The following is a 14,668-nucleotide window of genomic DNA, read 5'->3' on the forward strand; positions in this document are numbered from 1 at the left end:
CTTGTTTTTTCCTTGTCCCACTTGGAACTGCTCCAAATCCTTACCCTTCGATAGGCTTTTTTAGGGTGGAAAAGCTTACGCTTTTCTTTCCTATTGTTTTCATTGAGGTTAAATCTGTATTTATTCTTTTTTATTTTGTTTTAATAATTTCGCCTGACGGCGATCGGACCAATAGCAGATATTTGCTGCCAAATCAAAGATTTGGGCAAATAGTTGCATGAGACCTACCACGATTTTTTTCAAAAATCGGGTTAGGTCTTCAAAGTTGGTCCCTACATTCGATTGCGGAGTTCTATTCTTTTGAAACCTCTTCGCATAAAATTGCCCCACATGACCTGTGGGCTTTTGTGGGGCCTAGGGACTGGTTTACCGGTCCGTGTATACAATGTGGGAGAAAAAAACTTAACATTTTTTATTAAATCTTTTTATTAAAAAAGTTGTAAGTTTTTCTACTTACAACTTTTATTTTTATATGTTTAATATTTCTTGTGCGTTTTTATAAAAAATTTTATTATATATTTCTTTTGTTATTTCTTTTTCTTCTAAGAGTTTATTTAAATAATCCATGAGGGGAAAATATTGGTCTTTTTGGTATATGTCTGTTCCAAACATGAGTCTATCTTGAAATTCTTTTATAAATTTTATTCCAAATTCTTTATCTCGCATAAGGGCATTGCCGCCACTGTTTGCTGATAAGTCAAAGTAGAGATTTTTGTATTTTCTTAAAAGGTAGCTAAGTCTTCCTTCTTCTACTTTTCCTTTTGGATATTCGTTTCTTTCTTCTATGGTGAGATTTTCTTTGTTTTTTGAAATTTCAAACCAAAAGGGCTGTGAGTGTCCTATAAATATTAGTTGAGGAAATTTTTTTAGGGCTTTTTCCAGTCTTGGAAGGCCTTGTTCGTCATACACTCCGTAATATTTTCCTATTTGCGGGCTTATGTGAAATAGGACTGGCATTTTATTTTTCTGACAGGCATCGAATAAAAGGAAAAGTTTTTCTGAGTCTATTTCTTTGTTATAGGTTAGTTCTCCTATTCCTAGTGCTCCTAATGCTTTTTCTTCTTTTATTCTTTCTTCTATTTTGTCTTCCTTATCCAAGTCTATGTTACACATATAACCATATCTTTCTGGATATTTTTCTACTATTTTTCTCAGTTCATAGTTACTCATTAAGTCTTCTTCTTTTTCTGAACTGGACATTAATATGGATTTGTATATTCCCCTTTTATTCATGGATTTTATCATTTCTTGGGGATTTATTATTTCTTCTCCGTTTAATTTTTGTCCTTCTTTTTCTGTTACGTGAACGTGTATGTCAATCTTCACCTTTTTCACTCCTTAGAGCAAGTTCTGCTGCTATTTGATCACTTTTTTCTTTGTTTAGATTAAATATAAATACTATTCCTATTAATTCTATAATACATGCTGCTAGGGGTATTCCCGTTCCAAGATATCTTATGGCACTTATTACGTGTGGGCTTTGGTTTGCTGCTCCTGTTACAAATCCTACAATACTTAATAGGGCTGTTGCTCCAAAGGATGCTAGTGTTGAGCCTATTTTTCTTGAGAATGTATAGATTGAATATAGGGTTCCGTCATTTCTTTCGTGGTAGATATATTCATGATAGTCTATTGCGTCTGCTACAAATGCCCAAACAAGCATTACAAAGGTACATTGTCCTATGTTTGCAAGGGTCATTAGTATTATATAAATTTTTACTTCTTCTATTGGTTTTACAAATAGGAGGATGGCTATTACAAGGTTCCATAGTAGGGCTCCTATTAATAGTTTTTTCTTTCCTATTTTTGTGGAGAGTCTTGGTACTATTACAAAGAGTATAACTGTAAGGGGTATTTGCAAATACATATACATTGATTGCATTTTTGGTGCTTTGTAAAATTCTTTAAATATAAATCCGCCAAATTGTGAATTTCCTGTTATAAATATAAGAGATCCTATTGATGCGAACATTATTCCAAGCATGGCTTTATTTTTTAATGCTTGTCCTACTACTTTAAAGAAGGAGTATTCTTTATTTTTTGTGTTTTCTTCAGATTTTTTGCTTGCATATGAATGTCTTTCTATGGTGAAAAGCATAAGGATGGTGTAACAAATTAGGCATCCAAGGGCTGCTATTATCCCTACTTTTAGATAGCCTGAAGGATTTGGGTTGTTATTTGAATCCCAAATAAACATTGGTATTACTGACATAAATCCATATCCTACAAGGGTTCCCCCTATTGCTCTACATGCGGATAATTTACTTCTTTCTGAGGGTACAAGGGTTACTACTGATGCCATTGCTCCAAAGGGCATTGAGGTTCCTGTGTAACTTACTCCGTATAAAATATATACAAAGGCTACCCAAATATGTTTTGTGATTTCTCCAAAGCCAAGGCTTGTTACGTCAAAGAAGCCAAGTAATATTGATATGGCTAAGGGCCACATGAATATTTTTATCCAGGGTTTAAATTTGTCTGTTTTTTTACTTATTTTAAATCTGTCTGGTAGTGATCCTATTAGTGGGTCGTTTACTGCGTCAAATAGTCTTGCAAATAAAAATAGTCCTGACATAAATTTAGGGTCTACTTTTAAAACGTAAGTTGTAAATACGAGGAAGAAGGCGTCGAATGTAAGATTTACAAAGGATCCTGCCATATCTCCTGCTATATATCCTATTTGGTCTTTAATTCCAAAGGGTCTGAATTTCATAATACACCTCTTTATTTTTTAATATTTTTTGCCCAATCAATTGCTCTTTCTGCGTCATTTTTTGTGAGCATTTTTTCTTTTACTTGATTAAGGGCATATTTTTCAAATTGCTCAATATAGTTTTCAAAACTTCCATAAATTTCTTTAATTTTTTCTTCTGGGAAGAATTCCATAATTCCGTTTGTCAGATTATCCTCTGCGTTGGCAAGATATTTTGCTTTTGGAACTTCTAAAAATGGGCTTCTTATTCCTCCTAATGTGTTTCCATATTTGTCTTTTACAAATTTTCCCTTTTCTCTTTTTAAGGGTTCTATTATAGGTGGTTCATTGCCATTTTTTTGCCCAATCATGAAGAAAATCTAAAATAGAATTTATATAAAAATCAAAGGGTAAATCATTTAGTCTGTAGTCATAATCGCTGTCTAAAAGTCTTGCCGGACATTTAGTTTTAACTATTTCTTCGTTTTTTGGAACAAGAGGTGATGCTGCATTAGTATGGGGAGCTCCTGCCATTTCATAATATCTTCTTTTATTTTTATCCGTATTTTCATTTCTTGTCTTTTTAAACTCTGAACCCATGGATTCAAATAATTTATAATCTCCCTCTGCGTTAAATGTTATCACAGGACGGTCTATTTCCTCTTCTCTGCATTCTTTTATGCTCATTGGTACCTTAGAGTCTTTTATTTGTCTTAAGGCCCTTCCAAGACCTCCTGAGGCTAATGAAAGGTATCCATCAAAGGGAATTTCTAAATTATTTTTTTTGTAATAATTATGCATATAATTTACAAATGTATTTAAATAGATTCCTGATTGTGATTGACCTGTTAGATAAATATAATCAGCTTTTATTTGAGGAAGGTCTCCTCTTTTTAAGGCAAGACCTGTTTTTAACAAAATATCCCAAACAAGTCCTTCTTCTGTTCCTTCAATTGATGCTGTTAAAGGGTCTATTGTTGCAGGGGCATTTACAATTTCTCCATTTGACCAATTTAAGCTTTTATATCTTTCATAGTCAAAATTTTTAAGTGCCAAAACATTTATAGGCTTTGTTGTTATTCCAACATAAGCATGGTTGTTTTCCATAATATGAAGATAACTTCTTCTCCAAAGGTCTTCTATATCATAACCGTTACTTGCATTCATAATGTCAACATACAAAATTCCTGTGAAGTCCTTTGAATTTTTTGGTCTTCTAACTAAAATTCTTGTAGTAAAAGGCAAATCTTCTTTAAAAATTTCTACTTGATTATTTTTTAAATCATATACATTTGCCCTATCCTCTATAAAATATTCTTCTTCAATAAAATTATAATCTTCTAGATGTATTATTTCCCTTGAAAATTTCATTGATGAAAATGGATGAGAGTTTTCTGTAACTTCTATGGGACCTATTATTTTCATTATTACCTCCTACTTTTATTATTTATAATGATTACGTTTTCTAAGAATATTTTACATAAAAAAAGGTCAACATTCTTATAAAATATTGACCTTTTTGTGTAATTTAATGACTTTTATTTTGCATTTTTTTAAATTCATTGGGACTTAAACCTGTGAAAGTTTTAAAAACTTTTGAAAAATATTGACTGGAATTATATCCAACGCTAAAAGCTATATCTATAACTTTTAAATCTGTGTGTTTTAAAAATTTTTTTCCTTCTTCAATTCTTATTTCTTGCAAATCTTGCAAAATTGTTTTTTTATATTTTTCTTTATATTTTCTCATCATGTGTTCTTTACTTACGTTCAGCTCATTTGCCAAATCATCTATTGTAATTGGATACATGAAATTCACATTTAAAAGTTTATTGACTCTTTGAGCAAGGGATTTTTCAGAAAGTCCTTGTCTATTTTTAGGATCCGTATATTTGTAGACCATTTCATCGTGTATTTCCCAAATATTTTCTTCCTTTGATGCTCCCTCTATTATAATTGCATAATTTTCAGCCAAGTAATGACTTGTCAAAGAATCCATGCCGCCTTTTTGTGCAAATAAAAAATAAAGAGAATTATAAGAAAGCATAATGTTTTTAAGACTTCTCAGGGAATCTTTGTAAACTCTTTTTAAAAGTCCCATTTCGCCGCTTTTAAGAACTTTTTTTACATAGGGAAGCATTGACTTAACTTTGTCTAAATCCCCATTTTCTATTGCTTTAAAAAAGCAATCTCTTTTTTTATAAGCATCTTCTAATTTCTCTTTATCTATCATATTTTTATTCTATATTTTGTTTTTCAATTTTTTTATTGTCAAAAGGATATTTATACTGGCTTTCATTTATAAACTTATCCAAATTTTTCTTTACTCTTGTTGTAGAAGCAATAGTTCCAACTCCTGCTATACAACCTCCTGGACAAGCCATACCTTCAAGAAGATATCCGTTCTTTCTGCCTGCTTTGGCAAGCTTCATCATTTTAACGCACTCAGAAAGAGTATTTGCTCCTTCAACTTTAATTTCCCTTGTAGGATCAAGTTTTTGTGCAACTTCTTTAACTGCATTAGCTACTCCTCCTGCCACTGGATATCCACGACCTAGGGCAGATGCGTCTTCAACTGTTGAATCTATTTCAATTTCTGAAGGTTCTATATTTTTTGCTACAAACATTCCCATTAGTTCTTCGAAGGTTATTACAAAATCTACGCTGGATTTAATGTTTGTATCTAAAGATTCAAGTTTTTTAGATGTGCATGGTCCTATAAAAACTACAACTGCATCCTTGTCTATGCTCTTAATATATTCTGCCGTATATCTCATGGGAGATCCGGAGTCTGAAATTTGTTCTGCATATTCAGGGAACATATTTTTTATCATAAGAGCCCAGGAATAGCAGCAACTTGTTCCCATAAAGGGAATGTCCTCAGGAACTCTTTCAAGATATTCCTTAGCTTCATGAAGAGTTGTAAGGTCTGCTCCCAAGCCAACTTCTATAACATCTGTAAATCCTAAGTGTTTTATAGCCTCAAACACTTGCATTGGAGATGTTCTTTGACCGAATTGACCTATAAAAGACGGGGCTATTGCACCGTAAAGTTTTTTTCCTGCTTTGATTGCCTTTATAACTTGATAAATTTGTGTTTTATCTGCTATGGCACCAAATGGGCATTCACTTATACATCTTCCGCAAGCTACGCACTTATCATGATCTATCTCAGCACGGCCATATTGATCGCTTCCTATTGCATTTACTCCACAAGCTGCAGCACAAGGTCTGTCATAATCAACTATGGCATTATAGGGACAGGTGTTTTCACATCTTCCGCACTTTACACATTTTTCAGGATCTATGTGAGCACGAGTTTTGCCTATTGATACTGCATTGACAGGACAAACGTTAGTGCAGGGATGAGCCATACATCTTCTACAATTATCCGTTACATAAATAGCTCTTGTAGGACAAGCTTCACAGGCAAATTTTATTACATTTACCAGGGGTTTTTCATAGGCATTTGTATCAATGTCAACTTTATCAAAACCATCTGTTACTCTTTTATAAACATCTATTCTTCTTATGGGCATGCCCATTGCAAGTCTTATACGTTCATCTGCAATTGCACGCTCTCTAAACATATTTTCTCTATACTGAGGCATTTCTCCCGGAAATAATCTATAGCTTGCATCTTCAAGACTTTCCACGTCTAAATCTTCATATGCAATCCTTGCTACTTCCGCAAATACTCTACGCCTAAGTTCAACTATACGTGAATAACTTTCTTTCATTAATCTTTCTTAAGCCCTTTCATAACTTTCTCTCCAACTAATTGAGGCGTTGCATTATAGATAATTTCATCATCTATTATTACAATGGGAGCTACATTTGTATCTGACCTCTTGCATAAATCAAGACATTTTGAGCAATTGACTTCTATACCTTCGGAATCACAAATTTCAGAATCTGGTCCACAAAGATCGTCAATTATGTATTCAAGTTGATCATAAATAGCATTGGCACCCATAAGGGTACAACGCGAACCCATACATACTGTTACTTTCATAAATAAACCTCCTTATTTTTATTATAACAGACAAGTTAACTTTAATATGAATAATTTTAAAATAAGTTAAGAAACTTAAGTATATTTAAAAAATCCCCGGCTTATTTGCCGAGGACTTAAAATTATTTTAAATTTATTTTATTATAAAATCTTTAGAATTTTTAAAACTTATATCTTTAACCATTTGTCCTAAAAATTCTTCATCCCATGGATATTCTCCCAGTTCTACATACTCTCCAACTAAATTACACATAATTCTTCTAAAGTATTCGTGTCTTGGATAAGATAAGAAAGATCTTGAATCAGTTAGCATTCCTACAAATTTTGAAAATACACTTGTTGATGCAAGAGTTCTCATTTGATTTATCATTCCATCTTTATGATCTAAAAACCACCAGGCAGTACCGATTTGTACTTTCATTTCTCCTTCTTTTTCTCCTTGGAAGGATCCTCCGATGGTTGAAAGAGAATATAAATCCTTGGGGTTTAAGCTGAAAAGTAAAGTTTTTGGCAGCCCCCTATCATTCATGGCACTTAAAAGTTTTGAAATTTTTTCTGCTATTTTTTCATCGTGAACTGCATCGTAACCTGTGTCAGGTCCTAACTTTTCAAACATTTTTTCGTTGTTGTTTCTTATTGCTTGAATGTGAAGCTCCATAGTCCAGTTGCGTTTACAGTATTCCTCTGACAAAAATAACATTAGTTCTGTCATATAAGCTTCGATTTCCATATCTGTAAGCTTTTGACCTTGCAAAGCTTTTTGGAAAACTTTATTTAATTCTTCTTTATTTAACCTTGCAAAGGGAACTCTGGACAAACCATGATCTGATGCACAGGCTCCATTTTGGTCAAAGTATTGGATCCTAAAAAGAAGAGCACTTTTTAAAGAATCTATATCTTTAATTTCTAAACCTGATACTTTTGAAAGCTCATCTATATAATTTTTAAAAGAAGCATCTTCAATTTTTAAAGCCTTATCTGGTCTAAAGGCAGGAATAACTTTTGTTTCAAAATCACTTTCTTTTAAAAGCTTATGGTATTTCAAATCATCAAGAGGATCATTTGTTGTACAAACTCCCCACACATTACTTTTTGAAATCAATGCCCTTGGTGAAAAATCATCCCTTTGTAAAAGTTCATTACATCTTTCCCAAATCTCTTTGCAAGTTTTAGGGCTTAATGTTTCTTCTATGCCAAAAAAGTTTTTAAGCTCAAGATGGGTCCAATGGTAAAGAGGGTTGCCTATTAAATTTGGAACAACTTTTGCCCAAGCTTCAAACTTTTCATAATCTGATGCATTTCCAGTAATTCTTTTTTCCTCTATACCGTAAGCACGCATAACTCTCCACTTGTAGTGGTCTCCACCAAGCCAAGCTTGAGTTATATTTTTAAATTTTTTATTTTCATAAATTTCTTTTGCTTCAAGGTGACAGTGAAAATCAAATATAGGTTGATCCTTTGCGTAATCAAAATATAATTTCTTTCCATATTCATTCCTAAGCATAAAATTATCGTCTAAAAATTTCATATTACCTCCATTTATTACTAGTTGATTTTATCACAGGCTTTTAAAAATGTCAGTTTATATTATTTGAACTTTGCCTTCTTCATCAATAATAAGTTTTGAGTCTGGTTTTAATTTTCCTTCAAGGCTTAACAGGGAAATTTGTGTTACTATCTCATTTTCTATAAATCTTTTTACTATTCTTGCCCCAAAATCCTCACTCATAAGTTCTTTTGCAAGTTTTTTAGTGTTTAAATCATCCCAAGTAAGTTCAACGCCTCTTTCAATTAAGTCTTTTTTTAATTCACGAAGATTTAAAGTTAAAATTTTTTCCGTTTCTTCCAAAGTGAAAGATTTAAAATTATAAACTTCATCAACATGATTTAAAATTTCCTTATTTTCTATCTCACTTGAACTTGTTAAAAGAACAAGGGTGTTTTTAAAGTCAATTAATTTTCCTTTATTGTCAGTAATTTTTCCATCTTCCATAATTTGAATGATGATGCCTAAAACTTCTCTGTCTGCAACTTCTATATCTTCAAATAGTAAGACAGAATAGGGTTTTGTCCTTACTGCTTCTGTTAAAATTCCTCCGGCTTCATGGCCTACATATCCTGGAGGAGCTCCTATTAATTTTGTAACTGAAGATTTATCTGTAAATTCACTCATTTCAAATGTTAAAAGTGATTTTTCATCAAACAATTGATCGGCTAAAACTTTTCCTATATAAGATTTTCCCGTTCCGGATGGGCCTTTTAGTAAAAAAGCTCCTATGGGGTCTTCTTTATTTAACAAACCACTTTTTGATCTTATGATGGCCTTAATTATTCCATATACTGCTTCTTCTTGACCTACAAAGTGAGATTTAACATTTTCTTTTAATTTTTTTATTCTGTCAATTTCTTTTTCATTTAAAGTTGAAAGAGCGATTCCTGTGAGTCTTGAAAGAACTCCCTTTATTTCTTCTTCTCCAACTTCAAAATTTATAGGATAGTAGGGCTTTTCAATTTCATATTTTTTTAATTTTTCTTTTCTATCTTCAATTTCTTTTTCATATTTTCCGACTTTTTCAAAATCTCTGTTTCCTATGGCGGATTCCAAATTTTCATTTAAAATATCAAGACCCATTTTAAGATCTGAAATGTCATTTAGCCTATCCACTTCTTTTTGCCAAAGATCTTTTTTATTATTGTATTCTTCATTTAAGATTTTTAAGTTTTCTTCAATGATTTTAAGACGATTTTTTGTAAGTTTATCTTCTTCCCTTGAAAGAGATGCTTTTTCCAGCTCTAGTCTTGTGATTTTTCTATTCATTTCATCAAGTTCTGAAGGCATGGAATCTATACTCATTCTTAAAAGTGCTGAAGCTTCATCTATTAAATCTATGGCCTTATCTGGTAAAAATCTTTCAGTTAAATATCTCTTTGAAAGTTTTACTGCAGAAACTATTGCTGAATCTGTAATTTTAACTTTATGATGAGATTCGTATTTATTTTTTACTCCTCTTAAAATAGAAATTGATGCTTCTTCAGAAGGTTCTTCTATTAAAACTTTTTGAAATCTTCTTTCTAAAGCTCTATCTTTTTCTATGAATTTTCTATATTCATCTATGGTTGTTGCCCCGATTGTAAGGATTTCTCCCCTTGCGAGCATTGGTTTTAAAATATTTGATGTGTCAAGAGATCCTGAAGTTGATCCTGAGCCTATAATGTTATGAATTTCATCTATAAATAAAATTATTTTCCCTTGAGATTCTTTTATTATTTCTAAAAGTTTTTTAAATCTCTCTTCAAAATCTCCCCTAAATTTTGCTCCTGCTATTAATGATGCCATATCAAGAGAAAATACAATTTTATCTCTTAATAAAGTTGGAACGTCATTTTTTGCAATTCTTTGAACAAGGCCTTCAACTATTGCTGTTTTTCCAACTCCGGCTTCTCCTATTAAAACAGGATTATTTTTTATTCTTCTTGAAAGAATTCTTATTAAGCTTAAAGTTTCTTCATCTCTTCCTATTATGGGATCAAGTTTTCCTTCTTTTGCTTCTAAAGTTAAATTCCTTCCATATTTTGAAAGAACCTTTATTTGTTCTTCTGACAGACCATCAGCATCAACATCGGTAAATTTTTTCATAAGCTCATTTCTTAAACTTATATAATCTATACCGAAATCTTTAGCAATTGCCTGGGAACTTGTTTTATCTTCTCTTAATATGGCAAGAAAAAGTTGAGGAAGTCTTACATAAGATTCATACATATTTCTTGCTATTTCTTCAGAATTAATAATAATTCTTTGATAGGGTCTTGAATAATATAAATTTGTAAGTCCCTTTGATGATCTTAATTTTTCTATTGCTTCACTTATCTTATTTTCAAATTCAAGTAAATTTACACCCATTTTGGAGAGGGTTTTTAATAAATCCGTTCCCTTATTTCTTAAAATTGCAAGAGTCAAATGTAAATCAGTAACTTCTGCATTTTCATATCTGATTGCAATGTTTTGAGCATCTTTAAAAACTTGAACTACAAGTTGTGAAAATTTTTCTGCGTTCATAAATCCCCCTTTCCTTTAAAATAATTTTAAAAAAAGGACCCTAGGGCCCCCTTTAAATAGTTATAAAAACATCATAATAATGTGTGCTGCAATACCTGCGCAAAAACCGCCTATAGTGTGAGATATTATTGCATTACCTGTCATTTCTTTTGTTCCAAGAGCATCCATCATGGCGATGTGAGTTGATAAATATCCGCTCCAGCACATACAAATTGCAGTAAATACAGCTATATCATTTGCAGTTATTGCACCTTTACCTGCCATTTCAGCAACTATTCCAATTGCTGCACCACTTGAGCCTAAAGCTGTAATAGGCACTGCTATTGCTTGTGGATTTGTAAATCCAAATAGGGGTTCCAAAATAATATTAAGTTTTTCTCCAAGTAGAGGGAGAACAGCTATACCTTGATTTGCGGAACCGTTATAGACTCCTGCATCTCCTGTTCCATTTGTAAGCATAATAACTATTGTACAAATAATAACTACACCTGGAATTATTGAAAGACCCATGTCTATGCCGACTTTACCTCCGTCGAGAAGGGCTTGAATAAAACGAGAACCGGCTGATCCTTCTCTTACTCTTCTCATTCCGTGCGGAATGGGGTCAGCTAAAGATGAAGAAACATATTCTTCAGTTCCGTAATATTTTTTAGTTTTTCTAAGCATAAGTCTTACTGAAATAATACTTCCTACGATAGCTCCTATGTTTCCAACTAAAGCACCCTTAATAGCTCCATCAATTTTAAATCCCATCATAGTTGTTGTAACTATTAAACCCATTCCAAATGCCGTACCTAAATTTGTAAGAGCAGGCATCTGATATTTTTTAAAATATTGTCTGAAGTTATCATCATGGGCTAGGGTAAGAATAGCAGGGTTATCTGACATGTAGCAATTTAACATTCCAAGAGAACTTGCCCCTGGTAAGTCATATATAGGCTTCATTATTTTACTTAATAAGGTATTTATAAGTGCGATTACTCCAAATTCAGAAAATATTCCTGACACTCCACCGGCAAGAACTGCAACTGCCATTAAATACCAACAAGTGTTCATGAGCAAATCATAACCTGTAAGCATCATTGTCTTTATCATATTTGTTCCGCCCATTTGTCGTCCCATATAGATAAAGAAAGCAAAGAACAGCACTAAAAATATAACTGCTTCCAAGCCAACTTCTTTTTTTAAGCCCGGAGTTTTGTTTTCTTTTTTGTCCATCTTTTCTCCTATTTCAAATAAATTTTTTTAAATGTTTTTAATTTAAAACACCCGGCCTTAACCGGATGTTTTAATTAAAACTTTTTCTTTTTTATTTTTAACTATTTTTTTGCTCCTGGATAGAATTTAGGATTATTAAAGAAGTCAGCTGCGATTTCCTTAACTTCTCCACTGAGCATTACCATACCGCACATGTTGACAAATACTACAAGACCAAGTGTAAAGTCTAAGAATACACCTGCGTTTTCAAATGATACGAATCCACCAAGTAGAACCATACCACAAGCAATAAGTCTCATAATCTTTCCAACAGCTGTACCGAATAGGTATTCACCTTGTTTTTCACAATAGAATACAATTACTATAATTGTTGAAAGAACAAATAGGAATAGTGAAATAGCTATAACAGCAGTTCCTATGTTACCGAAAGCTGTGTTGAATGCTCTTTCTACTGCAATTCCTCTATTTGCTTCATCATGCCAGTTGTCAGTTACAAGAACTACTAAAACTGATATTGAACATACGATAATAGTGTCGGCAATAACTTCAAATATACCCCACATACCTTGACGAGCTGGGTGGTCTGTTATTGCAGTTGCGTGTGCATAAGGAGCAGAACCCATACCTGCTTCGTTTGAGTAACATCCTCTTGCCATACCTGCTTTAATAGCAGCTGCAAGGGTTGCTCCACCAATTCCTCCTGCTACTGATTGAGGATTGAAAGCTCCCTCAAAGATTACAGCAATTGCATGAGGAAGTTGTCCTATGTGCATAATTATAATTATTATACCGAAAATTATATATAGGCCTGCCATTAGAGGTACCATTTTTTCAGTTACTTGTCCGATTCTCTTAATTCCACCGTAAGCTACAAGAACTACTAATATTAAAATTATAACTGCAGCGATTCTTCTGTCAAGACCTAATTTTTCAAGAGGACCTGCTGCTGAAATAGTTTGTAGAGTAATTGATGGAAGGATTTCAATCATAAAGAAGAATGAAACTAAGAATCCCATTATTTTACCAAGTGTTCCGCCTATACCTTTTTTAAATGTATATGCAGGTCCACCAACGAATTCTCCGTCAGCGTTCTTTTCTCTGTATTTAATACCAAGTACGATTTCACCAAATTTAGTTGCTTGGCCTAAAATACCTGCAACCCACATCCAGAAAACAGCTCCAGGACCTGCGGTAAATATAATTGCTGGTGCTACTACTATGTTAGCGGCTCCGATTGATGATGCAAGTGCTGCAGATGCTGCTTGGAAAGGTGATACTGTACCTTCTCCACCTACTCCTGAGTTAAACATCTTACCAAAAGTTTGTTTTAAAATGAATGGTAAATATCTAAATTGTAAAAATCCAGTTCTTAATGTTATTAGGATTCCTCCACCCATAAGAACTATAAGTATTGGCCAACCCCAGAAAAAGTTAGTTATCGCAATAATAGGTTTTGTTATAGCGTCCATAATAATTCCTTTCTTTTTTAAAGGGCTCCCTTCTTAATTAAGAAGGGAGTCAAAATATTTAATTAGCAAAGTGTTGCGTAAACAACAGCCTTGATTGTGTGCATTCTGTTTTCAGCTTGATCAAAAACAAGTGATTGTCTTGATTCAAATACTTCGTCAGTTACTTCCATTTCCTTTAGGCCGAATTTTTCTTCGATGTCTTTTCCAACTTTAGTTTCAGTGTTGTGGAAAGATGGTAGGCAGTGTAGGAATATTGCCTTTTCATTTGCATTTTCCATAACTTTCTTGTTAACTTGGTAAGCACCTAAGTGTTTAATTCTTTCTTCCCAAATTTCTTTAGGTTCGCCCATTGATACCCAAATGTCTGTGTAAAGAACATCAGCATTCTTAGTTCCTTTTTTAACATCATCAGTAACTTCTACTGTGCAGAAGTTTTCTTTTGCAATTTCAGTAGCCATTTCAATTAAGTGTTTTTCAGGCCAGTTTTCTTTTGGTCCGCAAGCTACGAAATTAACGCCCATTTTAGCACAAGCAATCATTAGAGAATTTGCAACGTTGTTTCTTGCATCTCCCATGAATACAAATTTAAGTCCTTTTAAATGGCCAAAGTGTTCTTCGATTGTTAAAAGGTCAGCTAACATTTGAGTTGGATGCCATTCATCAGTTAAACCATTCCATACAGGTACTCCTGAATATTCAGCAAGTTCTTCAACTGCAGTTTGCTTAAATCCTCTGTATTCAATACCGTCAAACATTCTTCCAAGAACTCTTGCAGTATCTTTGATACTTTCTTTATGTCCCATTTGAGAACCTGTTGGATCTAAGTAAGTAACTCCCATTCCTAAATCATATCCTGCAACTTCAAATGAACAACGAGTTCTTGTTGAAGTTTTTTCGAATATAATGGCAATATTTTTTCCTTCTAAATATTTGTGAGGTATTCCTGCTCTTTTCATTGATTTAAATTGTTTTGAAAGATCTAAAAGATATCTCATATCTTCTGATGTAAAATCAATTAACTTTAAAAAGCTCTTACCTCTAAAATTTTTCGGCATATTACGCATCTCCTTTTTCTTTTTTATAAAATCGTATTCCTACAATTTCATTTTACTATATGGCATGTTTTTTAAAAGGACAAAAACAATTTAAAATTTTGTTTTTAATTGAATGATTTAGCTCTTTATCTTAAAAAAAGTTTTACAAATTTTTCCTAACTT

The 14,668-nt window shown here is 32.7% G+C and carries 12 protein-coding genes; all 12 read right to left on the reverse strand.

The genetic code is table 11. From position 1 onward, the window contains the following. Positions 1-468: 468 nt before the first annotated feature. Positions 469-1,326, reverse strand: a complete 858-nt coding sequence (locus tag HMPREF1253_RS03590) for an amidohydrolase family protein (RefSeq protein WP_023055401.1) — start codon at positions 1,324-1,326, stop codon at positions 469-471. Beyond that, positions 1,316-2,713, reverse strand: coding sequence for an MFS transporter (locus HMPREF1253_RS03595; protein WP_023055335.1), 1,398 nt, complete (start codon positions 2,711-2,713; stop codon positions 1,316-1,318). Before HMPREF1253_RS03595 ends, HMPREF1253_RS03590 begins: the two co-directional genes overlap by 11 nt. Before the next feature lie 11 nt (positions 2,714-2,724). Then, on the reverse strand, positions 2,725-3,063 hold the full coding sequence (locus HMPREF1253_RS03600; RefSeq protein WP_023055407.1) for an alpha/beta hydrolase domain-containing protein: 339 nt from the start codon (positions 3,061-3,063) through the stop codon (positions 2,725-2,727). After that, positions 3,038-4,117 (reverse strand): alpha/beta hydrolase domain-containing protein, encoded by a 1,080-nt coding sequence (locus HMPREF1253_RS03605; RefSeq protein ID WP_023055376.1) that lies wholly within the window; start codon positions 4,115-4,117, stop codon positions 3,038-3,040. Before HMPREF1253_RS03605 ends, HMPREF1253_RS03600 begins: the two co-directional genes overlap by 26 nt. 103 nt (positions 4,118-4,220) lie before the next feature. Next, on the reverse strand, positions 4,221-4,925 hold the full coding sequence (locus tag HMPREF1253_RS03610) for an AraC family transcriptional regulator (protein ID WP_023055412.1): 705 nt from the start codon (positions 4,923-4,925) through the stop codon (positions 4,221-4,223). A gap of 4 nt (positions 4,926-4,929) precedes the next feature. Beyond that, positions 4,930-6,432: a 4Fe-4S dicluster domain-containing protein gene (locus HMPREF1253_RS03615; RefSeq protein ID WP_023055403.1), complete on the reverse strand. Its 1,503-nt coding sequence runs from the start codon at positions 6,430-6,432 to the stop codon at positions 4,930-4,932. Next, positions 6,432-6,707 (reverse strand): (2Fe-2S) ferredoxin domain-containing protein, encoded by a 276-nt coding sequence (locus tag HMPREF1253_RS03620; protein ID WP_023055390.1) that lies wholly within the window; start codon positions 6,705-6,707, stop codon positions 6,432-6,434. The genes HMPREF1253_RS03615 and HMPREF1253_RS03620 overlap by 1 nt, the downstream gene beginning before the upstream one ends. A 133-nt stretch (positions 6,708-6,840) precedes the next feature. Then, complete coding sequence (gene uxaC, locus HMPREF1253_RS03625; protein ID WP_023055433.1) at positions 6,841-8,235, reverse strand: glucuronate isomerase; 1,395 nt, start codon at positions 8,233-8,235, stop codon at positions 6,841-6,843. 54 nt (positions 8,236-8,289) lie between these two features. Continuing rightward, entirely contained in the window at positions 8,290-10,764 is a 2,475-nt protein-coding gene (locus HMPREF1253_RS03630) for an ATP-dependent Clp protease ATP-binding subunit (protein ID WP_023055387.1), read from the reverse strand. A 60-nt stretch (positions 10,765-10,824) separates the two neighbouring features. Further along, entirely contained in the window at positions 10,825-11,982 is a 1,158-nt protein-coding gene (locus HMPREF1253_RS03635) for a hypothetical protein (RefSeq protein ID WP_023055436.1), read from the reverse strand. A gap of 101 nt (positions 11,983-12,083) precedes the next feature. After that, positions 12,084-13,451, reverse strand: coding sequence for a sodium:alanine symporter family protein (locus HMPREF1253_RS03640; RefSeq protein WP_023055352.1), 1,368 nt, complete (start codon positions 13,449-13,451; stop codon positions 12,084-12,086). A gap of 62 nt (positions 13,452-13,513) precedes the next feature. Further along, positions 13,514-14,506 carry an ornithine carbamoyltransferase gene (argF, locus tag HMPREF1253_RS03645; protein ID WP_023055426.1) on the reverse strand — a complete coding sequence of 331 codons (993 nt, stop codon included), beginning with the start codon at positions 14,504-14,506 and terminating at the stop codon, positions 13,514-13,516. Positions 14,507-14,668: the final 162 nt, after the last annotated feature.

The sequence above is a fragment of the Peptoniphilus sp. BV3C26 genome, from assembly GCF_000478985.1.
Taxonomy (GTDB): domain Bacteria; phylum Bacillota; class Clostridia; order Tissierellales; family Peptoniphilaceae; genus Peptoniphilus_B; species Peptoniphilus_B koenoeneniae.

Coding starts and splice junctions, on each gene's coding strand:
- HMPREF1253_RS03635 (WP_023055436.1), bottom strand. CDS start 11,982: ATGGACAAAAAAGAAAACAAAACTCCGGGCTTAAAAAAAGAAGTTGGC.
- uxaC (WP_023055433.1), bottom strand. CDS start 8,235: ATGAAATTTTTAGACGATAATTTTATGCTTAGGAATGAATATGGAAAG.
- HMPREF1253_RS03630 (WP_023055387.1), bottom strand. CDS start 10,764: ATGAACGCAGAAAAATTTTCACAACTTGTAGTTCAAGTTTTTAAAGAT.
- HMPREF1253_RS03640 (WP_023055352.1), bottom strand. CDS start 13,451: ATGGACGCTATAACAAAACCTATTATTGCGATAACTAACTTTTTCTGG.
- HMPREF1253_RS03620 (WP_023055390.1), bottom strand. CDS start 6,707: ATGAAAGTAACAGTATGTATGGGTTCGCGTTGTACCCTTATGGGTGCC.
- HMPREF1253_RS03605 (WP_023055376.1), bottom strand. CDS start 4,117: ATGAAAATAATAGGTCCCATAGAAGTTACAGAAAACTCTCATCCATTT.
- argF (WP_023055426.1), bottom strand. CDS start 14,506: ATGCCGAAAAATTTTAGAGGTAAGAGCTTTTTAAAGTTAATTGATTTT.
- HMPREF1253_RS03610 (WP_023055412.1), bottom strand. CDS start 4,925: ATGATAGATAAAGAGAAATTAGAAGATGCTTATAAAAAAAGAGATTGC.
- HMPREF1253_RS03595 (WP_023055335.1), bottom strand. CDS start 2,713: ATGAAATTCAGACCCTTTGGAATTAAAGACCAAATAGGATATATAGCA.
- HMPREF1253_RS03615 (WP_023055403.1), bottom strand. CDS start 6,432: ATGAAAGAAAGTTATTCACGTATAGTTGAACTTAGGCGTAGAGTATTT.
- HMPREF1253_RS03600 (WP_023055407.1), bottom strand. CDS start 3,063: ATGATTGGGCAAAAAAATGGCAATGAACCACCTATAATAGAACCCTTA.